At 65.6% G+C, this 20,123-nt stretch carries 17 protein-coding genes and 1 pseudogene; 10 read left to right on the plus strand and 8 right to left on the minus strand.

Features of this window, described 5'->3' with window-relative positions; genetic code table 11:
• Positions 1-46: 46 nt before the first annotated feature.
• The 4 genes from ACREYQ_RS09110 to ACREYQ_RS09125 are packed head-to-tail and all read right to left on the minus strand — an operon-like array spanning position 47 to position 4,121.
• A complete protein-coding gene (locus tag ACREYQ_RS09110) occupies positions 47-868 on the minus strand; it encodes a sugar phosphate isomerase/epimerase family protein (protein ID WP_432257326.1) in 822 nt (273 codons plus the stop codon).
• A gap of 10 nt (positions 869-878) precedes the next feature.
• Positions 879-1,505 carry an NIPSNAP family protein gene (locus ACREYQ_RS09115; protein WP_432257327.1) on the minus strand — a complete coding sequence of 209 codons (627 nt, stop codon included), beginning with the start codon at positions 1,503-1,505 and terminating at the stop codon, positions 879-881.
• Positions 1,506-1,558: 53 nt separating this feature from the next.
• Positions 1,559-3,271 (minus strand): FAD-dependent oxidoreductase, encoded by a 1,713-nt coding sequence (locus ACREYQ_RS09120; RefSeq protein ID WP_432257328.1) that lies wholly within the window; start codon positions 3,269-3,271, stop codon positions 1,559-1,561.
• Positions 3,272-3,293: 22 nt separating this feature from the next.
• Complete coding sequence (locus ACREYQ_RS09125; protein ID WP_432257329.1) at positions 3,294-4,121, minus strand: IclR family transcriptional regulator; 828 nt, start codon at positions 4,119-4,121, stop codon at positions 3,294-3,296.
• Between the two features lie 241 nt (positions 4,122-4,362).
• Here ACREYQ_RS09125 and ACREYQ_RS09130 point away from each other — a divergent pair, with 241 nt between their 5' ends.
• The 5 genes and pseudogenes from ACREYQ_RS09130 to ACREYQ_RS09150 form a co-directional block, all read left to right on the plus strand.
• Complete coding sequence (locus tag ACREYQ_RS09130; protein ID WP_432257330.1) at positions 4,363-5,157, plus strand: shikimate dehydrogenase family protein; 795 nt, start codon at positions 4,363-4,365, stop codon at positions 5,155-5,157.
• A 1-nt stretch (position 5,158) separates the two neighbouring features.
• Positions 5,159-6,982: an FAD-dependent oxidoreductase gene (locus ACREYQ_RS09135; protein ID WP_432257331.1), complete on the plus strand. Its 1,824-nt coding sequence runs from the start codon at positions 5,159-5,161 to the stop codon at positions 6,980-6,982.
• Between the two features lie 110 nt (positions 6,983-7,092).
• Positions 7,093-8,487 (plus strand): MFS transporter, encoded by a 1,395-nt coding sequence (locus ACREYQ_RS09140; protein WP_432257332.1) that lies wholly within the window; start codon positions 7,093-7,095, stop codon positions 8,485-8,487.
• Between the two features lie 143 nt (positions 8,488-8,630).
• A complete protein-coding gene (locus ACREYQ_RS09145) occupies positions 8,631-9,689 on the plus strand; it encodes a porin (RefSeq protein ID WP_432257333.1) in 1,059 nt (352 codons plus the stop codon).
• A gap of 128 nt (positions 9,690-9,817) precedes the next feature.
• Positions 9,818-10,000: pseudogene (locus tag ACREYQ_RS09150) on the plus strand (IS3-like element ISAzo10 family transposase); the annotation flags it as partial.
• A 106-nt stretch (positions 10,001-10,106) separates the two neighbouring features.
• Here the strand turns inward: ACREYQ_RS09150 and ACREYQ_RS09155 are convergent.
• The 4 genes from ACREYQ_RS09155 to phaP3 form a co-directional block, all read right to left on the minus strand.
• Complete coding sequence (locus ACREYQ_RS09155; protein WP_432257334.1) at positions 10,107-10,571, minus strand: ferritin-like domain-containing protein; 465 nt, start codon at positions 10,569-10,571, stop codon at positions 10,107-10,109.
• Between the two features lie 50 nt (positions 10,572-10,621).
• Positions 10,622-11,053, minus strand: coding sequence for a universal stress protein (locus tag ACREYQ_RS09160; RefSeq protein WP_432257335.1), 432 nt, complete (start codon positions 11,051-11,053; stop codon positions 10,622-10,624).
• Between the two features lie 178 nt (positions 11,054-11,231).
• On the minus strand, positions 11,232-11,975 hold the full coding sequence (phbB, locus tag ACREYQ_RS09165; protein ID WP_432257336.1) for an acetoacetyl-CoA reductase: 744 nt from the start codon (positions 11,973-11,975) through the stop codon (positions 11,232-11,234).
• A 264-nt stretch (positions 11,976-12,239) separates the two neighbouring features.
• Positions 12,240-12,797, minus strand: a complete 558-nt coding sequence (gene phaP3, locus ACREYQ_RS09170; protein ID WP_432257337.1) for a TIGR01841 family phasin PhaP3 — start codon at positions 12,795-12,797, stop codon at positions 12,240-12,242.
• 482 nt (positions 12,798-13,279) lie between these two features.
• Here phaP3 and ACREYQ_RS09175 point away from each other — a divergent pair, with 482 nt between their 5' ends.
• The 5 genes from ACREYQ_RS09175 to ACREYQ_RS09195 all read left to right on the plus strand — a co-directional run bounded on the left by ACREYQ_RS09175 (position 13,280) and on the right by ACREYQ_RS09195 (position 20,095).
• Positions 13,280-13,678, plus strand: a complete 399-nt coding sequence (locus tag ACREYQ_RS09175; protein ID WP_432260389.1) for a hypothetical protein — start codon at positions 13,280-13,282, stop codon at positions 13,676-13,678.
• A gap of 69 nt (positions 13,679-13,747) precedes the next feature.
• Positions 13,748-15,049, plus strand: a complete 1,302-nt coding sequence (locus tag ACREYQ_RS09180; protein ID WP_432257338.1) for a TolC family protein — start codon at positions 13,748-13,750, stop codon at positions 15,047-15,049.
• Positions 15,046-16,593: an efflux RND transporter periplasmic adaptor subunit gene (locus tag ACREYQ_RS09185; protein WP_432257339.1), complete on the plus strand. Its 1,548-nt coding sequence runs from the start codon at positions 15,046-15,048 to the stop codon at positions 16,591-16,593. Before ACREYQ_RS09180 ends, ACREYQ_RS09185 begins: the two co-directional genes overlap by 4 nt.
• Positions 16,590-19,760, plus strand: a complete 3,171-nt coding sequence (locus ACREYQ_RS09190; protein ID WP_432257340.1) for an efflux RND transporter permease subunit — start codon at positions 16,590-16,592, stop codon at positions 19,758-19,760. Before ACREYQ_RS09185 ends, ACREYQ_RS09190 begins: the two co-directional genes overlap by 4 nt.
• The gene (locus ACREYQ_RS09195) at positions 19,757-20,095 is read left to right on the plus strand and encodes a copper-binding protein (protein ID WP_432257341.1); all 339 of its coding nucleotides are present in this window, start codon (positions 19,757-19,759) and stop codon (positions 20,093-20,095) included. Before ACREYQ_RS09190 ends, ACREYQ_RS09195 begins: the two co-directional genes overlap by 4 nt.
• Positions 20,096-20,123: the final 28 nt, after the last annotated feature.

Raw genomic sequence — 20,123 nt, forward strand, 5'->3', positions numbered from 1 at the left:
TCTTTGAACCGTAGTCAAAAAAGCAAGGAAATTCTATTGCTGAATTTCATTCCGGTCTTCCTGTCTCAATGAGGGCGCGGCTGGCAGCCAGAGCCTGGGCCGACCAGGTTTTGAGACCCAGCGCCCGGGCGCGCACCTCGTTGGGAATCTCCACGCTGACCGGCAGGTCGTACGGCAGGACGGCAAAGAGCCCGGCCAGGTCAATACCACCCTCGCCCGGGAGCAGCCGGTCGCAGCGGGCAGTACGGATGAGCGCTTCGTCCGTCGCCGGAATCCCCGCGGGCGCGTCGCTGATCTGCGCGTAGTGCAGCCACTTGCGCGGCAGACGTGCAATATCGTCAAGGGTGCTGGCGGAGCGGCCGAAATGCAAGGAATCCACCAGGACGCCGGCATTCTCCGGCTGCCCGGCAAGTTCGACGATGCGGCGCGCGGCCGGCGCGTTCTTTACGGCGGTCCAGGGCATGAACTCCAGATCGCAGGTCAGCCCGAATGGCTGGGCTACCTCGCACAGCCGCGCATAGTTCGCGGCCAGGCGTGCCTCGTCCGTGTCGTCCGCGGCAATCAGTACCGCCTTCGCGCCGATTTCGGCCCCCAGCGCCAGTGCCGGGGCATACGCAAGCGCATCGAAGCCCTCCCCGATGCGGATGATCTCGATATCGAATACCCGCACGCCCGTATCTCGCATTCGGGCCAGGGTTTCCCGCAAGGCCACGGCATCGTCGAGCATGGGCTGGAACGGGGCGCCCGGCCCATTCGGGAACGGACGCAGGCCAACGTAGCTGTAGCCCAGTTCCGCCGCCACATCGATGGCCTGCGCCGCGGTGGCCGTGGGGGCGGTCAGGTAGGCCAGTGAGTAATGACGCTGCATGCTGCCATCCCTATTTGAGCGGCGACACTGCCGTCGGCATCGCGATGGTGGAGTTCATCCGGGCCGTAAGCCAGGCCGGACCGCCCTTGGGAGGCCAGATACCCTGGCTCACGGCATCGGCGCGTACCTTGCTGCGGGCATCGAGCGTGGGGTACGCCCAGAGGTTGGTGAATCGCAGTGGGCCATCGATGGCCACCATGGCGGTCACGCATGGCGAGAGCTTCTCGCGGGCCGGCACGTATTCCTCCCACAGATCGATGGTGGGCTGCACACCACCCGGTTTGATGCCATAGGTGCGGATCTCGTAGACCGGACCGGCGATGCCGGATTCGCTGCTGGGGCGCACCGGGTTCATCCAGGGGAACCCTTTGTAGCTATGCTGCTCCAGGCTCAGCGCCACGGCACCGCAGCCGAAGGGGTTCTCGCTTTTCTGGGTACGCTCGCGTTCCGCGTAAAGCGAAGACAGATCGGCGAAGCCGCGCAGGACGATCATCTGGTTCAAGGTACCGATATCCGTGAACCAGCAGCCGAGCAGTTCGCCGTCGGCGTCGGGAGCGGCAGTGAAAGCCTGGACGGCCGTAGCGGCCTGGGCCGCAGTGCCAAAAGGCAGAGTCAGGGTGGCGAGTTCGTAGTACATGGGTGTCGGGGTTTCCAAACGATAGGTTTCGGTTGTGGGGGAAAACTGGCCGGTCAGGCGACGCTTGCCGGATCCAGCCTGGCCGCGTGACAAGCGGCGACAAAGCCGAATGTCATGGCGGGTCCCAGCGTGATGCCGCCGCTTGGATAATTGCCGCCCATCACGCTGGACATGTCGTTGCCGCCGGCATACAGGCCAGGGATCGGTTGCCGCTGCTCGTCCAGGACCTGCGCGCTGGCGTTCGTCCGCAGGCCGGCGAAGGTGCCCAGGCTGCCGGCGACGATCCGGACGGCGTAAAAGGGGCCGTGCTCGATGGGCGCCATGCAGGGGTTGGGCCAGTCCGGGCTCGGGTCGCCCTGCACACGGTTGTAGGGCGTCTCGCCTTTGCCGAAGTCCGGGTCGGCCCCCGAGCGCGCTTGCAGGTTGTAGCGCTGCACGGTGCGCTGCAATGCATCGGCATCGATTCCGCATGCATGCGCGAGTGCCGCCAGGCTGCGCGCGCGCTTGAGATAGCCGGAGCGTAGTGAGGCCCGCATCGGCATTGGCGCGGGCTTGACTGCGCCCAGGCCGTAGCGGCGGATGAAGCGGTGGTCGCAAATCAGCCAGGCTTCGGCGGTCTGACCCGCCGGCGTGGCCTTGAGCAAGCCGCGCATGAAATCGTGATAGGAGTCCGCTTCGTTGGTGAAGCGCCGGCCATTGCGGACCACCGCGATCAGGCCCGGCTTGGCGCGTTCGATCAGGTGGGGAAAATGGGCTACCGTGCCATCCCGGCGCGGCACCAGCGACACCGGCGCCAATGCCGCAGCCGATGCGAGATCCCTCGCGATCGTGCCCCCGGCGCTTTCCCCAAGCGTGAGTCCATCACCCGTGTTGCCACGCGACGCGGCCGACCAGTGCTCCTCCCCCGTGAGCGTGTGCGGCAGCAGTTCACGCTTGCGCTTCACGTCATGGGGGAAGCCGCCACAGGCCAGCACGACACCGCGCGCGGCCTGAATCTCGACCTCCCCCTGCGGGGTGCTCACCACGGCGCCGACCACCCTGCCATCCTGCCTGAGCAGCCGGCGCGCGGGGCACGACACGCGCAACTCGACGCCGGCTTCAAAGGCCGACGCCGCCAGCCGGGCAACCAGCGCGTTGCCATTGACCAGCCGCATGCCGCGCCCGTGTAGAAGCAGATCGCGCCAATGGCTTACGACGCGCCCGGCGACGTAGCAGAATGACTTTGCGGAACGGCTTGCGTTCAGGAAATGGCGCAATTCCGTACCCGCAATGCCCATGCCCCACAGCGTGGTTTCCGCCAGCGGAGGCTTGAGCTGACCGATCCGCCCGCCAAGGCGCCGGGCATCGAAAGGCGCCGCGCAAACGGAGCGCCCGCCGGTGGCGGCCCCGGGCGCGTTGCCGTGAAAGTCCGGCACCGCATTGCCGTCGATAAACTCCAACGCGGTATGCCGGCGGAAGAATTCCACCATGCGCGGGCCGTTTTCGAGGAAAGCCCGGGCGCGAGCTTCATCGAAATGGGCCCCGAGTTCGTGCCGCAGATAGGCCAGCGGCTGGTCAAGGTCCTCCGTGATGTTGGCGGCAACGGCCAGGGGATTGCGGGGAATCCACATCCAGCCGCCAGACCACGCGGTCGTGCCGCCGTAGACCGGCTCTTTTTCGACCACCAGCACCTTCAGCCCAAGCCTGGCCGCCACCACGGCGGCGGACAAGCCACCGGCACCGGAGCCAATGACCAGCAGATCGCAATGGGAAGTGAGAGGCGTCATGGTGAAGGAGAGCGAGGACGGGTCAGTCCGCATAGATGGGTTTGAGCCCGCTGCGGCTGGCGGGCTTGCGGGGGGGCTTGTTGAAAAAGGCAGAGGCACCGCTGGCTGCCGCCAGCTGCGCGGCGCCCGACACCAGCTCAGGACCCAGGGCCTGCATGCGCGCCTCGGTAAAGCGTACGGTCGGGCCCGCGATGCTGATGACCCCCATCGGAGCCTGGCCATCCAGCCGCACAGGCGTGGCGATGGCATTCAGCCCCGGCGTAAAGGTCTCCTGGGTCACGGAAAATCCGCGCCCGTGGGCGGCATGCACCATCTCCAGCATGGCCTGCATCGAAGACGGTGCGTTGGGGCCATATGCCGGTGGCATGCCCAGGCCTTGCTGCGCAACCAGCGCGAGCGCTGCGTCATCGCTCATCGTCGACATCCAGGCGAGCCCCGACGCAGAGCAGCTCAGGCGCGCGTCCTCTCCCATGTCCGGGTCATAGCGAAGGCCCTGGCGTGCCCCTTGGGCACGCGCCACCCAGGTCAGCCGGTTGCCGTCGATCACGCTCAGGCGCACCAGCTCGCCCGTGGACTGCGCGAGGCGGTCGAGCAGGGGCTGGGCAATATCGACGATGCCGGTCTCGCTCAAATAGGTCAGGCCCATGGAAACCAGCTTGGTGGTGAGGACGTACTCGCCCTTGTCGCGGGCCTGCCGGACATACTCGCAGCGGATCAGATCACCGAGCAGGCGATGCGCGGCGCTGCGCGGCATCCCGATCCGGTCGGCAATCGTCGCCAGTTCCAGGCCATCGCCATGCCGAGCCAGCAGTTCGAGAATGCCTAATGTGCGCTCGAGGACACCGTTCATCGTGAAAGGCTCCCGCCCCATGTATCCGTGTTGGCGCGCATTGCGTGCCGACGCCGCCTGGCTTCTGGCGGCTGGCTTGCATCCTGAAGTGTCGCTCTATTCATTTTTGACTCTACTAAATCGCTGAGTCGAACTATAGTCCACACATGAACAATGTTCAATACTTGAATTGTGTTCCATTTTTGCCTAGGATTCGGCTCAGCCAAACCATCGCCACCAAACATCAGGAAGAGACAGCACCATGATCGAGACACTAAACGGCGCCACACGGGTTCATTTCATCGTCGGCGACCCCATTGCGCAGGTGAAATCGCCCGCGGGCGTGACACAGGCTTACCAGGATCGGGGCCACAACGCGATGGTGATGCCTGCGCATGTGGCCCCCGCCGATCTTTCGGCGTGGCTGGCAGGCGTATCGCTGGCAAAGAACGTGGATGGCCTGATCGTCACGGTGCCGCACAAATTCGCTTGCTTCGACCTTTGCGCCACGGCATCGGATCGCGCCACGTTTCTTCATACGGTCAATGTGATGCGGCGCAATGCCGACGGCAGTTGGCATGGCGACATGTTCGACGGGCAGGGCTTTATCCAGGCCATGCGCGACAACGGTTGTGACCCCGCCGGCAAGACCGCGCTGCTGGTGGGCGCCGGCGGCGCCGGCTCGGCCATCGCGCATGCACTGGTGACGGCCGGGGTGAGCAAGCTCGCCATCCGCGACCAGGACGAGGCGCGCCGGTCTACCCTGATCGAACGACTGGCAGGCATGGACCGGGCGACCATCGAGCATGGCAGCGCCGACCCGGCTGGCTTCGATATCGTGCTCAATGCCACGCCGGCAGGCATGAAAGACGGCGACCCCTGCCCTGTCGCGCTCGACAGGCTAGCGGCAAGCACGTTCGTTGGCTGCGTGATCACGGTGCCCGCGGTGACGCCGCTGATCGCCGCGGCGCGCGCCAAGGGGTGCGCCACCATGACTGGCGCCGACATGTTCGGCCGGGTGCGCGACTTGATGGTCGATTTCCTGGTGGGCGCCTGAGATGACCGCGCTAATCAATACACGGCTGGCTTCGCTGGCGGAAAACGAAAGCTTTGACGTGGTGGTCATCGGCGCCGGCGGCGCTGGCATGTCCGCCGCCTTGTTCGCGGCCATCGATGGCGCACGCGTGCTGCTGGTAGAGCGCACGGCGTACCTGGGCGGCACCACCGCCTACTCGGCTGGCACCACGTGGATACCGATGACGGAAAAAGGGCTGACCGTAGCGCCCGACGACACCGTTGAAAAAGCATCGGGCTTCCTCGACCGCGCGGTCGGCGAGCGATCGTCCCGGACGCTGCGCACCGCATTTCTGGAAAACGGCCATCGCGCGGTATCCCTGCTGGAAAAGCACAGCCACGTGCAGTACCAGGTGCGCCAGTTCCACCCCGACTACCTGTCCGAACTGGCGGGCGCTGTGCACCGCGGCCGCGCGATCGAGCCCGTTCCCTTCGACGGCCGCAAGCTCGGGCCGCTGTTCAAGCTGGTGCGGCCGCCGATTCCGGAGTTCACGGTACTGGGCGGCATGATGGTGGACCGGGACGATATCCAGCATCTGCTAAACCTGAAGCGGTCCTGGCGATCCTTCAAGTATTCCGCACGCATCATCCTGCGCCACCTGGCGGATCGTCTGGGTCATTCGCGGGGCACCCGCCTGGTGATGGGCAACGCCCTGGCGGCACGTCTGCTCTACTCCCTTGCCGAACGCGGCGTATCCATCGTCACCGATACCGAGGTGGCCGCGCTGCCGCAGGACGCTCGCGGCGTCCATGGCGTAGTGCTGACGCAGGATGGCGTCCGGCGGACCATTCATGCAAGGGGTGGCGTGGTTCTCGCCAGCGGCGGCTTCAACCGGCACCCGCAAAGACGAGCCGCCATGCTGCCCGGGGCCGACGCGCAATGGTGCCCCGGCGCACCCGGGCATACCGGCGCGGCGCAGGACCTTGCCCTGGCCGCCGGGGCACGCTATGGCGAGGGCAGCCTTAGCCATGCCTTCTGGGCGCCCGTTTCGGTGCGCCGGCGCGCCGACGGCAGCACGGCTGTGTTTCCGCACTTCATCATGGATCGCGGCAAGCCCGGCATGATCACGGTCAACCAGCAAGGCAGACGCTTTCTCAATGAATCGACGTCTTATCACCTGTTCGGCATCGCCATGCAGACGGCAAACGCAAGCAGCCCGAGCGTACCCGCATGGCTTGTCTGCGACGCACCGGCGCTCAAGCGTTACGGGCTGGGCATGATCCGCCCAGGCGGGAAAGGCCTGAGCCCTTTCCTCAAGGACGGCTACCTGACGCAGGCGGCGTCCCTGGCTGATCTTGCCACCCGGCTCGGGATGGACCCGGAGGTTCTGCAACAGACCGTTGCGGCCTTCAATGCCGACGCGGCAGCCGGCGTGGACCACGCCTTTCAGCGCGGCAGCACGGACTACCAGCGTGCCAATGGCGACGCCAGCCAGAGCGGTCCCAACCCCTGCCTCGGCCCACTCGCGACAGGTCCGTTCTTTGCCATCCGCCTTTACCCAGGCGACATCGGCGCGGCAACCGGCCTGCTGACCGACGCCGACGCACGCACACTCGACGCGGCTGGGAAGCCCATTCCAGGCCTGTACGCCTGCGGCAACGATATGCACTCCATCATGGGTGGGGCCTATCCCGGCCCCGGCATCACCATCGGCCCGGGCCTGACCTTTGCCTACCTTGCCGCCCGGCATGCTGTTGCACGCGCTCACCGCGGGTCGGGCGATGATGATCGCGCTCCCGCCCCGGCAATGCCTCTCGACCATCGGCAACCCCACCCCACGCTCACACAATCCGAGCACAACGCATAAGCGCTTCCGACAGAGGGGCGGGGCAGACTGGACAGACCGGTGGCGAAAAGACGACCGGCTTCCCCCTCCCCTAATCGGGACGCGGCATCGCCGCCTTCAGGAGACAACCCATGATCCATTCCCACCTCGCGTCGCATGCGACTGGCGCACCTGCCGACACTCTCAGCCAAAAGCTGCGCAATGCCTTCGCCGTCGGCAGGGTCCGCTGGGGCATGCTGGCCCTGGTGTTCTTTGCCACCACGCTGAACTACGTCGACCGCGCCGCGCTCGGCGTATTGCAGCCGGTGCTGGCCAAGGCCATGAACTGGACCGCCCAGGACTACGCCAACATCAATTTCTGGTTCCAGGTGGGGTACGCCGTCGGCTTTGCCGCGCAAGGCCGTTTTATCGACAAGGTCGGCGTGAAACGCGCCTTTCTGCTGGCCGTGCTGTTGTGGAGCGTCGCGGCCGGCGCGCACGGGTTCGCTGTTTCGGCCGTCGGCTTCATGATCTGCCGCTTCTTCCTCGGTCTGACGGAAGCCGCCAACTATCCCGCCTGCGTCAAGACCGCGCGGCTGTGGTTTCCGGCCGGAGAGCGCGCCATGGCCACCGGCATCTTCAACGCCGGCACCAATGTGGGTGCCTTGGTCGCGCCGGTGATGCTTCCGCTGATCCTGGTGGCCTGGGGCTGGCAGGCGGCGTTCTATTGCATCGGCGCGCTCGGCATCGTCTGGGTGGTGTTCTGGGTGCGCAACTACTATGATCCCGAGCAGCATCCGCGCGTCAGCCAGGGCGAGCTTCACTACGTGCAGCAAGGCGTGGAACCCGCGTTGCAGAAGGTGCCGTATTCGCGCATCCTGCGCTTGCGCGGCACCTGGGCCTTCGCCCTCGCCTACACCATCACCGCGCCGGTGTTCTGGTTTTATCTGTACTGGCTGCCGCCCTTTCTCAACCAGCAATACAGCCTCGGCATCAGCGTGACGCAGATGGGCATTCCGCTGATCGTGATCTACCTGATGGCCGACGTGGGCAGCATTGGCGGCGGCGCGCTGTCGTCGCTCCTGATCAGCCGCGGCATGGCCGCAGTGAAGGCACGACTGCTGTCGATGCTGGTCTTTGCCGTCTGCATCACCACGATCGTGTTCGCCGCCGGCGCCAGCAGCCTGTGGGTAGCAGTGGCCGCCATCTCGATCGCGATCGCCGCGCACCAGGCCTGGACCGCCAATATCTGGAGCATGGTGATGGACTACACGCCAAAGGAAGTGGTCAGTTCCGTATTCGGCTTCGGCGGCATGATCGGCGCCATCGGCGGCATGTTCATGACGCAGCTCGTCGGCTATGTCCTGAGCAAGACCCATAACAACTACTCGGTGCTGTTCACCATGATCCCCTGCGCCTACTTTATCGCGCTGGCGTGGCTGTACTTCATGGCGCCGCGCTCGGTCGCGGCACCGAGCGCGAGCACGAGCCAGACACAAGCAAGGCCCGGCACGCCTTCTGATATGGAACGGCGGCCGGGGTCCTGAGCCCCCCTCTCAACGAATCCCGGCCAGCCCGCGGGATTCATGAACCCGGTGAATGCCAGCACCGGTACAGGGCGGCATCAGACCGCCCGGGCGAATGGCAATAACAGGCAACAAGGCCACAACACAAGAGGACGGAGATTTCCATGAAGAAAATGCTAGTGCCGCTCGCGGCGCTGGGCGCACTCGCTCAGCCTGCGTGTGCGCAATCCAGTGTCACCCTGTACGGTCTGGTCGACACCACCATCCGCTTCACCACCCATGCGAACGCCGCCGGCAACAACAAGTGGGAGATGACCGACGGCGAACTGACCGGCAGCCGCTGGGGCCTGCGCGGCACCGAAGACCTCGGCCGCAACCTGAATGCCTTCTACATTCTCGAATCGGGCTTCAGCCCGGATAGCGGCACCAGCCTGCAAGGCGGCCGCCTGTTCGGCCGCACCGCCGTGATCGGCCTGGACGGCGAGTTCGGCAAGCTCGCGCTGGGCCGGCAGTACACGCTTGCGCACGAAGTCCTGTCCTCCTACGAAGCCATGGCCTTCGCCAACAATTCCATCGTGGGCTACCAGGGTGGCAACTACACCGGCCTGCGCTACGACAACACCATCAAGTACATCAAGTCCTTCGGCGGCCTGCAGGTCGCCGCCGCCTACACCTTCGGCGAGGTCGCCGGTAATGCCACGGCCAGCAACGCCAGCGCGGGCTCGCTGGTTTACAGCACCGGACCCATCGAGGTCGGCGCCGTCTACCAGGTCACCCACGATGTCTCTTCCGCCTTCTTCGGTGCCGTGCCGCCCGCACAGACCAGCAAGCAGACCGTGTGGGGGCTGGGCGGCACCTGGAAAACTGCGCGCGCCCAGTATTACCTTGGCTACACCAACAACCGCCTCGATGTTGCCGACTATCGCAACAACGTCGGCTACGTTGGAACGCGGGTGAACATCAACGATGCGCTCGCCTTCATCGGTACCGTGCAGTACGACTGGCTCAAGCATGCCGGCCAAAGCGGCAAGCGCCTGACCAGCGCCGCCATGCTGGACTACAGCTTGAGCAAACGCACCGATGTCTACGTGGCGGTGGATTACACGCAGTTGCGCGGCGCCTGGATCGCGCTCGACAGTTCGCCCAGCTTCAACAACAGCGGCAATATGTTCGGCAACAGCACGCGCCTGGGCGCCATGGCCGGCGTGCGTCATAAATTTTGAGAAGCAAAAGCAGATCAGCCGGGCACATGCCGGGCTGCTCCCACGGAAAGCGCCGCGCATGCGAGTTCTCGTGATCGGGGTAACGCGCTGCGCGGCGCTGGTGGGCGCGGTTGTTGCCACCTGAGCGTGCGGCAGCAAGGCTGCACGCGGCCTGCGAGACCGCTGGGGTCAGTGTGCGCACGCTGCAGCGCCGGACTGCCGACCAAGGGCTCATATCGGGCGACGGCAGGCCCCAAGCAGTGCGGCCGATGCCCGCTCATGCCCTCACCGACGCTGAGCGCGAGCAGATCCAGCGCGTGGCCAACGAGCCGGATTGCAGTGCTGATAGCCAAGAAGTCACTGAAGTCCCTCGCGGGAATTGGTCTGCTCGCCGCCGCGCTTCTCATGCAAGGCTGTGGCGTCAAGCCACCGACCTGGTCAGTTCGGCTTCGCCTGCCCCGCCGCCGCAGCACCGGGCTTGCGCAGCATTTTCTCGACCTCGCCCGCATGCAGCTCCTCCAGCTGGATCAACTGCCGTGCATACTCCTCCAGTGCGACTGAACGGCCTTCGACCAGGCCCAGCAGTTCACGGTACAGCGCCAGGGCCTGCATCTCCGTCGCCAGCGATTCACGCAGGATTGTGCCGATATCGGTGGTATGGCTGTCCAGCAGTTCGCCGATGCCAAGCGATGGATAGGCGCCCAGGGTCGTGATCCATTCCCCGGCCTGGTGCGCATGCAGCAGCGACTCATTCGCCTGCTCGCGCAGCCACGACACGATGGGAATGCGGCCGAAGCCGAAGATCAGGAATGAGTAGTGCGTGTAGCGCACAACCCCGGCAAGCTCGGCCTCGAGTATCCGATTGAGTGCGCCGACGACCTTGTCCTGTTCGATGTCCGTCATGGCATTTCTCCCTGAGGTGGAGTTCGGCGGCAAGCCTGCGCCGCAGGTCGCTAGCGGTAGACAAGAACAGGGATCCGGCAATGTGTGAGCACTTTCTGGGTTTCACTTCCCACCAGCAGGCCCTCCAGCCCCCTGCGGCCATGCGACGCCATGAAAATCACGTCACACCCGTGCCTCGCTGCGGCATCGATGATGCCTCGGTAGGGCACCGTGGTCGTCATATCCGTTTCGCAGGTCACGCCCGCCGCCTTGGCTGCGGCGACAACCGCCTCCAGCAGGGCGCTTGCGCGCTCGGCCTCGTGCTCCTCGAAGGTCTTGCGCCTTGGATGTCCGGCATCGCCTGACACCATGTAGGGATACTCCTCCATGCAGGTATAGACAGTCAGCCTGGCGCCACCGGCTTTGACAAAGCCGAAGGCCGCCTCCATCGCCATCTTTGAGAGCTCTGAGCCGTCGGTGGCCAGCAAAATGTGCTTGAACACGATACCCCTCCATACACAGTTGTTCCCGGCGGGATGAGTCTGTCCGCCAGTCAAAGTTCAGTATGGACAATAATCCGTGTCCCGGCAGGAATGGTGCGATGGCGCCGGCCCGGCACTTGCGCCTCGCCGCTTCGGGGGAACAGGTTCGCCGAAGCGGCGAGAACGATGCCGGCCAGCCTTACTGCATATGCTGCCCGCCGTTAATGGCGATATTGGATCCGGTCACGTAGGCCGCTTCCTCGGAGCACAGGTAGGCAATCAGCGCCGCGACTTCTTCCGGCTTGCCGACGCGGCCGACCGGAATCTGCGGCAGGATCTTGGTCTCCATGATTTCCTTGGGCACGGCATTGACCATCTTGGTGGCAAGGTAGCCCGGAGAAACGGTGTTGACCGTCACGCCCTTTCTTGCCACTTCCAGCGCCAGCGACTTGGTGAAGCCGTGCATGCCGGCCTTGGCAGCGGCATAGTTGGTCTGGCCGAAGGCGCCCTTGGAGCCGTTGACCGACGCGATGTTGATGATGCGTCCCCAGCCGCGTTCGACCATGCCCTCGCAAAGCGGCTTGGTGAGGTTGAATACCGAATCCAGGTTGGTCCGCATCACGGCATCCCAGTTCGGCTTGTCCATCTTCTTGAAGGCCATGTCGCGGGTAATGCCGGCGTTATTCACCAGAATATCCACGCCGCCCACGTCAGCCAGAATCTGCGCCGCGCAGGCCTGGCAGGCGTCGTAGTCGGCCACGTCGACCTCGTAGGCGCGCATCTCGCGGCCAGTGGCGGCCATCGCTGCCAGCCAGTCCTGCGCGTTGGCGTTGCCCGGCGAGTGCGTCACGGCCACGGCAAAGCCAGCGTCGTGCAATTTGATGCTGATGGCTTCTCCCAGTCCACCCATGCCACCTGTTACTAGTGCGATTCTCTTCGTCATGCTGCGTGTGTCTTTGTCGTAAGGTTGAAAGGCCCCTGCCTTGCCGCAAAGGGCTTTTCCCGGTTGCTACTGGCAATTTCCCGTTGCCCTGGCGCAAAAAAAGCGGGGGCCAGCCGGGACCGAAGATCCGGTCCAGCTTGCAAAATTCCTCGGGAAGGTTGGCGTCGCGGTGCCGCCAGCCAGGGAACCTGAAGTCCCTGGCCTGCAATGCCCGCGATTTCTGTTCAGCGCGCTGGCATGGCCTGCATGGCCAGCAGTTCGCCGTTACTGCTTGGAAGCGCGGGGCGCTGCCTGCTGTGCCGCGCCGTTGGCGGCCGCGGCTGTCGTGGCAAAGTTGGCCTTGGCAACTTCAGCCGTCTGCTTTGCCGCGTTCTGGAAGGACTGATAGGTGCTGCTGGCAGCGGCCACGCTGGATTGCAGCAGCGCGGTCAGCGCTTCCGATCCGGCCGGCGCATTCTTCACGAAGGTGTCAACGAAGGCCTGCACATTGCGGTTGTGCTGCTCGTACTGAGCCTCGACCGCCTTGGACAGTTCCGCCTGCGTGTTCGATGCGATTTCATACACATGGCGCGCATAGGCAACGGCCTTCTCCGCGGCAGGCTGGCCCAGATTGCTCTGCACCGCGAGCACTTCACGCAGGTCCTTGCCGGCCAGCACCGCCTGGACATTTTCCTGGCCGTCGGCAAGCGTGGTCCTGGCTGCCTGCAGGTTCAGCTCGGTCAACTTCTGGAAGCCGTCAAAGGCCATGTTCGTCAGCGCGAACAGGTGATTCAGGTTCGACTTCTGCACTGCAGCAAATTGATCGGGCGTAAAAGGTGACATGCGTATCTCCTTTGGATTGGTCGCACGGATTGGCGCAGCAGCGCTGGCAATCCGCCAAGGTCAGGTTTCCGGACTGGCAGCGCCGCCAATCCTGCAGCGCACCATCCGAGTCCGAATCCTAGAATGTTTCCTCTAACTTAATCCCTAGGTACAAACCCAAAAAGTATTGAAAACATGACAACAAAAGTGATTTATTGGGCCTTGAATTTACATGTACTTACGTAGAAATGGTGCAGTGCATAACAGGTATAAAACTGACTTAACTCGGCAGGTCGGACGATCCGGTCAGCCAGCGAAACATCGTTGCGCGCTGGAAACGGCGCATGGGCCGTCGACCGGGGTGCCGACGGGGACGGGAACCTTGCGGGAACGGGCTGCCCCGCCGTTGCGCCGCACACCGGTGCGACGAGCCGCCGCAGTGATGAAGCTGCCTGGCGGCGCTAAACACTGCTATATTGCTCGCCAAAACAGGCACCGCTCTCGTGGGTAAATCGCATCGCCGGCCATGGTTCGCCGGCCTTCTCCTCGTTGTCTTCCTGGCAGCTCAACTGGCAGCGGCGGCGTACGCCTGTACCGGCAGCAGCTACCAGGTGGAGCACGGCGACACGATGGCGGCGATGACCGAGTCCTGTGCCGATATGGCTGCCGGCGAGGGCGAGAAGGGTCCCGACCAGAGCGGACTTTGCCTCGCGCATTGCCAGGCCGATTCCCAGAACGCTGACCATGCTTCGCCGCAGCTTCCGGCCTTCATGCCGGTGCTGATGCGCGTGATCGAGCCAACGCGCGTGGTCATGGCAGAGGTTCGCGTTGCGCTGCGCACCGAGACAGAGCCGCGCGGCCCGCCACCGCTCAACATCCTTCACTGCAGTTTCCAGACCTAGCCTCCGGTCCGACGTCCTCTCGTCCTGCCCGCTTCCGTGCGGGCAGCAGTCGTCGTTCCTGGAGGCTTTATGTTTTTTCTACGTCACCTGACCGTGGCGCTGCTCAGCGCGCCCGCGGTCGGCCTGGCGGCGCCGCAAGACGCGCCCGGGCAAGCCGCCCCTTCCCTTTCCCTCGAGGAAACCGTCGCGATCGCGAGTGCCCATGCCGGCGACGCCGAATCGTCGCGCGGCGCTGTAGAGGCTGCCGGGCAACTGGCGGTCGCCGCCGGCCGTCTGCCCGACCCCGTGCTCAAGCTCGGCATCAACAACGTGCCGGTCAATGGCCCGGATCAGTTCTCGCTGAGCCGGGATTTCATGACCATGCGCTCGATCTCCGTGATGCAGGAATTCACGCGCGCCGACAAGCGCCGCGCCCGGGCCGCGCGCTTCGAAGCCGAAGCCGCCGCGGCCGACGCGCAGCGCGCCGTGGGGCTGGCCGGCGTGCAGCGCAATGCGGTCAATGCCTGGCTCGACCGGTGGTATGCGGAGCAGGCCGGCGAGCTGCTCGGGCATCACAGTCATCCGCTTGAGCTGGCGCTGCAGGCAGCCACCGCGGCCTACCGCAGCGGGCGCGGCTCGCGCGCGGACGTGCTGGCGATGGCGCTGGAAATCCAGAAGCTGCACGACCGCGAGGACGAAAACCGCGCCGCGCTGGCGACCGCCACGCTGAACCTGGAGCGCTGGGTGGGCGCCGCGGCCGGGCGCCCGCTGTCCGCGCGGCCGCCGCTTGAAGTGCCGCCAGGCGCCCCGCAACTGGCCAGGGGCGAGTTTGAGGCCGTGCCCGAACTGTCGGCCGCGCAGCGCGACGTGGCGCTGGCCGAAGCGGAAATCCAGGCGGCAACGGAGGCCCGCAAGCCGGACGTAACGGTTGAGCTGATGTACAGCCAGCGCGGCTCGGCCTACTCGAACATGGGATCGCTCAATGTCAGCTTCCCGCTGCCGTGGGACCGGGGCAACCGCCAGGACCGCGAAATCGGTGCGCGGCTGGCGCAGGCTAACGACGCTCGGGCCAGGCTGGAAGTGGTCCGGCGCAACACCCAGGCCATGGTCGGCGCCAGGCTGGCCGAGTTGCAGCGCAACCTTGACCGGCTGCGGCGCTATGACGACAAGACCTTGCCGCTTGCCAGGGAGCAGGCAGATGCGGCCCTGACGGCCTATCGCGCCAACACGGGTTCATTGCTGGCCGTCGCTGAAGCCAATCATCGCGCCATCGACACTGCCATGGATCGGCTGCTGCTTGAGGCAAAGACCGCGAAGCTATGGGCGGACCTGAACTACCTGGTTCCGCTCCCTACCGCCCAGACCGAAGCCGCTGTGCAGGAGGCCCAATGAAGAAGCACGCCATTGCAGCAGCCGCCGGGCTGGCCGTTGTCTGCCTTGCCCTCTACGGTGCATACCGTTTCGGGGTCACACGCGGCGCGCAGATTGCGCAACCTTCGAGCACAGCTCCCGCGCAATCCACCGTGCTCAAGGCCGGCGACATCGATCCGAAGACCGGCAAGAAAATCCTGTACTGGCACGATCCCATGGTGCCGGGCCAGCGCTTCGACAAGCCCGGCAAGTCGCCCTTCATGGACATGCAACTGGTGCCGGTCTATGCGGAGGGGGATGGCAGCGCGCCCGGCGTCACCGTCGACAGCCGCGTCGTGCAGAACCTCGGCATTCGCACGGCCGAGGCAAAGCCCGGACGGCTGGCTGCGATGCTGCAGGTGCCAGGCAATGTCGCCATCGACGAGCGCAGCGTGCGGGTCATCCAGGCGCGCACCAACGCCTTTGTGCAGAACGTCGGTGTCAGGGTAACCCTTGACCCGGTCCGGCGCGGCCAGGCGCTGGTCACCCTGTATTCGCCCGACTGGGTGGCGGCGCAAGAAGAATACCTCGCCGTGTCGCGCATGCAAGGCAGCGCGCATCCGGGCGATCTGCGCGGCGCCGCCAGGGCGCGCATGCTGCAGGCGGGCATGACGCCGGGCCAGGTCAGTGCGGTCGAGACATCCGGCAAGCTGCAGCCCAGCGTTGCCATCGCCAGCCCCGTCGACGGCCTCGTCACCGAGGTGGCGGTGCGCGAGGGCATGACCGTGTCGCCGGGCATGACCCTCTTCCGCCTGGCCGATCTCAGCCAGGTCTGGGTGATTGCCGAAGTGCCCGAGGGCCAGGCAGGCACCATCCGGCCCGGCATGGCGGCCACGGTGCTGCAGAGCAGCGCGTCCGGCTCCGTTGCCGGCAAGGTCGACGCCCTCCTTCCCGACGTCAACCCGGCGACACGCACCATCAAGGTCCGCATCGTCCTGCCCAACCCGGGCAGGCGCCTGTTGCCGGGCATGTTTGTCACGGTCAGCCTGGACAGTGGCGCACAGAAGGATGCGTTGCTGATCCCCTCGGAGTCGGTCATCCGCACGGGTCAACGCAATATCGTCATGGTCGATGCCGGCCAGGCAGGGTTCGTTGCGACCGCCATCAAGACCGGCCGCGAGACCGATGGCATGCTGGAAGTGCTGGACGGGCTCGCGCCCGGACAGAAAGTGGTCACCTCCGGCCAGTTCCTGATCGACTCGGAAGCCAGCCTGCGCGGCAGCGCGCAACGGATGACGGCCACGCCCGCAGCGTCAGCACCCGTCGCCCCGGTCGCCGAGCATGAAGGCACCGGCCGCATTGAAGCCGTCAACGGCAGCGACAGCCTGACCATCTCGCACGGCCCCATCCCGTCGGCACAGTGGGGCGCGATGACGATGGACTTCGCCGCGCCGCCCGCAGGGCTGCCCAAGGGACTGAAGCCTGGCGACCGCATCCGCTTCCGCTTTCACCTGGACCGCGATGGCGCGGCCACGCTGTCGTCGGTCGAGCCCGCCGGCAACAACGCCCAGGGAGCCAGGCCATGATCGCGCGCCTTATCCTGGCTTCGATCCGCCACCGCTTCCTGATCCTGCTGGCCACGGTGATGCTGACCGCATGGGGCCTGTGGGCGGTGCGTAGCACGCCGCTCGACGCCCTGCCCGACCTGTCCGATGTGCAGGTGATCATCCGCACGCCATTCCCCGGCCAGGCACCGCAGATCGTCGAGAACCAGGTCACGTATCCACTGACCACCACCATGCTGTCGGTACCCGGCGCCAAGACCGTTCGGGGTTACTCCTTCTTCGGCGATTCATTCGTCTACGTGCTGTTCGAGGATGGCACCGACCAGTACTGGGCGCGCTCGCGGGTGCTGGAATACCTGAACCAGGTGCAGTCCCGACTGCCCGCCGCGGCCAGGCCGGCGCTGGGTCCGGACGCCACCGGCGTCGGCTGGATCTACGAATACGCGCTGGTGGACAAGACCGGTCAGCATGACCTCGGCCAGTTGCGCGCGCTGCAGGACTGGTTCCTGCGCTTCGAGCTGAAATCCCTGCCCAATGTGGCCGAGGTCGCATCGCTGGGCGGCATGGTGAAGCAGTACCAGGTGGTGCTGATGCCGGACCGGATGCGCGCCTACAACCTGTCGCAGGGCAAGGTGCTGGCCGCGCTCAAGGGCGCCAACCAGGAGGCCGGCGGGTCGGTGCTGGAAATGGGCGAGGCAGAGTACATGGTCCGCGCCAGCGGCTACCTGAAGACGCTCGACGATTTCCGGCAAATCCCGCTGGCGACCAGCGATGCCGGCATTCCGGTGCGGCTGGGCGATGTCGCCACCGTGCAGCTTGGCCCCGAGATGCGGCGCGGCATCGCCGAACTTGACGGCCAGGGCGAGGTGGCCGGCGGCGTGATCGTGATGCGCTCAGGCAAGAACGCGCTGGAAACCATCGACGCGGTCAAGGCAAAGCTCGCCACGCTGCAGAAGAGCCTGCCGTCCGGCGTGCAAATCGTCACCACCTATGACCGTTCCGCGCTGATCAACCGGGCGGTGGAAAACCTGACGCACAAGCTGATCGAAGAGTTCATCGTGGTCGCGCTGGTGTGCCTGCTGTTCCTGTTCCACCTGCGCTCCGCGCTGGTGGCTATCGTCTCCCTGCCGCTGGGCGTGCTGGCCGCCTTCCTGGTGATGCGCTACCAGGGCATCAACGCCAACATCATGTCGCTGGGCGGCATTGCCATTGCCATCGGCGCCATGGTCGATGCCGCCGTTGTCATGATCGAGAACGCGCACAAGCACCTCGAGCACTGGCATGCGGACCATCCCGGCCGGGAACTGAAAGGGGACGAGCGCTGGAGCGTGATCGGCCGGGCCGCCTCCGAGGTCGGACCGGCGCTGTTCTTCTCGCTGCTCATCATCACGCTGTCGTTTATCCCGGTCTTTACGCTGGAGGCGCAAGAGGGCCGGCTGTTCTCGCCGCTGGCATTCACCAAGACCTACTCCATGGCCGCGGCGGCGGGCCTGTCGGTGACGCTGGTGCCGGTGCTGATGGGCTACATGATCCGCGGCAGGATTCCTTCGGAGCAGTCCAACCCCTTGAACCGATGGCTGATCCGCGCCTATCGGCCGGTGCTGGCGCGGGTGCTGGCCCATCCAAAGGCCACCCTCGCGATCGCCGCGCTGCTGCTGGCCGCGACGGCGTGGCCGGTGATGCGTACCGGCGCCGAATTCATGCCCCCGCTCGATGAGGGCGACCTGCTCTATATGCCGTCGGCCCTGCCGGGCCTTGCCGCCGGCAAGGCGGCGCAACTGCTGCAACAGACCGACCGCCTCATCAAGACCGTGCCCGAGGTGGCAACCGTGTTCGGCAAGGCCGGCCGTGCCGATACCGCGACCGATCCCGCGCCGCTGGAGATGTTCGAAACCACCATCCAGTTCAAGCCGCGCAACCAGTGGCGCGCCGGCATGACCCCCAACAAGCTGGTGGAAGAGCTCGACCGCGTGGTCAGGGTGCCGGGCCTGTCCAACATCTGGGTGCCGCCGATCCGCAACCGCATCGACATGCTGGCCACCGGCATCAAGAGCCCGGTCGGCATCAAGGTGGCAGGCACGGACCTGAAGGAGATCGATCGCCTGGCAACGCGCATCGAGGAAGCCGTCAGGACGGTGCCGGGGGTGACCTCGGCGCTGGCCGAGCGGCTGACCGGCGGGCGCTATGTCGACATCGACATCGATCGCGTAGCGGCCGGCCGCTACGGGCTGAACGTGGCCGATGTGCAGAGCGTGGTGTCGTCGGCCATCGGCGGCGACAATGTGGGCGAGGTGGTCGACGGGCTGGCGCGCTTCCCGATCAACGTCCGCTACCCGCGCGATTACCGCGACTCGGTGGAGCAACTGCGCAGCCTGCCCGTCGTCACGGACCGGGGCCAGCAGATCGTGCTGTCCGACGTGGCGCGCATCCAGGTGGTGCAGGGGCCGCCGATGCTGCGCAGCGAGAACGCGCGCCTGTCAGGCTGGGTGTATGTCGATATCCGCGGGCGCGACCTGCGCTCGGCAGTCCGGGATATGCAGGCAGCCGTCGCGAAAGCGGTCCCGATGCCGGCCGGTTACTCGCTGAGCTGGTCGGGGCAGTTCGAATACCTGGAGCGCGCCGCCGCAAAGCTGAAGGTGGTGGTGCCGTTCACGCTGCTGATCATTTTCGTGCTGCTGTACCTGGTGTTCGGCCGTCTCGATGAAGCCCTGCTCATCATGGGCACGCTGCCGCTGGCGCTGATCGGCGGCTTCTGGCTGCTCTACCTGCTGGGCTACAACCTGTCCGTTGCCGGCGTGGTCGGCTTCATCGCGCTGGCAGGCGTGGCGGCCGAATTCGGCGTGATCATGCTGCTCTACCTGAAGCAGGCATGGGCCGCGCGCGAGCACCAGGGCGATGCCAGCATGTCCGCGCTGCTTGAAGCCATCCAGGAAGGCGCGGTGCTGCGCGTGCGTCCCAAGGCAATGACCGTGGCCGTCATCCTGGCCGGCCTGGTGCCGATCATGTGGTCGCATGGCACCGGCTCCGAGGTCATGCAGCGCATTGCCGCGCCGATGGTGGGCGGCATGCTCACCGCGCCGCTGCTTTCATTGTTCGTGGTCCCGGCGGTGTACTTGCTGATACGCAGGCGCCAGACCAGACCTCAACCTCTTTCCACCCACCCCTCACTCCAGAAGGAACCGCAATGAAATCCATCAAGACACTCACCCTCTTCCTGGCTTTCGCCGCCACGCCGGCCGCATTCGCTGCGGGCTCGATGGACGGCATGGACATGAAGCCGTCCGCCCCCTCGCAGCAGACACCGCAACCCGTCGCGGCCGAGATCAGGAAGATCGATGCGCAGGCAGGCAAGGTCACGCTCAGGCATGGACCGATCGCCAACCTTGGCATGGGTGCGATGACCATGGCGTTCCCCGTCAAGGATCGCGCATCGCTGAAGGATTTCAAGGAGGGCGAGGCGGTTTCCGTGACGTTCGACAACGTTGATGGCAAACCTGCGGTCGTGGAAATGCGGCGCAGGTAAGGCGGACTTTCGCGCCAGGCGATTGCGC

The sequence above is a fragment of the Cupriavidus sp. TMH.W2 genome, from assembly GCF_050847365.1.
Taxonomy (GTDB): domain Bacteria; phylum Pseudomonadota; class Gammaproteobacteria; order Burkholderiales; family Burkholderiaceae; genus Cupriavidus.

Bases quoted from the DNA above. Each gene is read 5' to 3' on its own strand.
- ACREYQ_RS09110 (WP_432257326.1), bottom strand. From the start codon at position 868: ATGCAGCGTCATTACTCACTGGCCTACCTGACCGCCCCCACGGCCACC.
- ACREYQ_RS09135 (WP_432257331.1), top strand. From the start codon at position 5,159: ATGACCGCGCTAATCAATACACGGCTGGCTTCGCTGGCGGAAAACGAA.
- ACREYQ_RS09115 (WP_432257327.1), bottom strand. From the start codon at position 1,505: ATGTACTACGAACTCGCCACCCTGACTCTGCCTTTTGGCACTGCGGCC.
- ACREYQ_RS09130 (WP_432257330.1), top strand. From the start codon at position 4,363: ATGATCGAGACACTAAACGGCGCCACACGGGTTCATTTCATCGTCGGC.
- phaP3 (WP_432257337.1), bottom strand. From the start codon at position 12,797: ATGTCACCTTTTACGCCCGATCAATTTGCTGCAGTGCAGAAGTCGAAC.
- ACREYQ_RS09120 (WP_432257328.1), bottom strand. From the start codon at position 3,271: ATGACGCCTCTCACTTCCCATTGCGATCTGCTGGTCATTGGCTCCGGT.
- ACREYQ_RS09190 (WP_432257340.1), top strand. From the start codon at position 16,590: ATGATCGCGCGCCTTATCCTGGCTTCGATCCGCCACCGCTTCCTGATC.
- ACREYQ_RS09125 (WP_432257329.1), bottom strand. From the start codon at position 4,121: ATGAACGGTGTCCTCGAGCGCACATTAGGCATTCTCGAACTGCTGGCT.
- ACREYQ_RS09145 (WP_432257333.1), top strand. From the start codon at position 8,631: ATGAAGAAAATGCTAGTGCCGCTCGCGGCGCTGGGCGCACTCGCTCAG.
- ACREYQ_RS09180 (WP_432257338.1), top strand. From the start codon at position 13,748: ATGTTTTTTCTACGTCACCTGACCGTGGCGCTGCTCAGCGCGCCCGCG.
- ACREYQ_RS09140 (WP_432257332.1), top strand. From the start codon at position 7,093: ATGATCCATTCCCACCTCGCGTCGCATGCGACTGGCGCACCTGCCGAC.
- phbB (WP_432257336.1), bottom strand. From the start codon at position 11,975: ATGACGAAGAGAATCGCACTAGTAACAGGTGGCATGGGTGGACTGGGA.
- ACREYQ_RS09195 (WP_432257341.1), top strand. From the start codon at position 19,757: ATGAAATCCATCAAGACACTCACCCTCTTCCTGGCTTTCGCCGCCACG.
- ACREYQ_RS09155 (WP_432257334.1), bottom strand. From the start codon at position 10,571: ATGACGGACATCGAACAGGACAAGGTCGTCGGCGCACTCAATCGGATA.
- ACREYQ_RS09185 (WP_432257339.1), top strand. From the start codon at position 15,046: ATGAAGAAGCACGCCATTGCAGCAGCCGCCGGGCTGGCCGTTGTCTGC.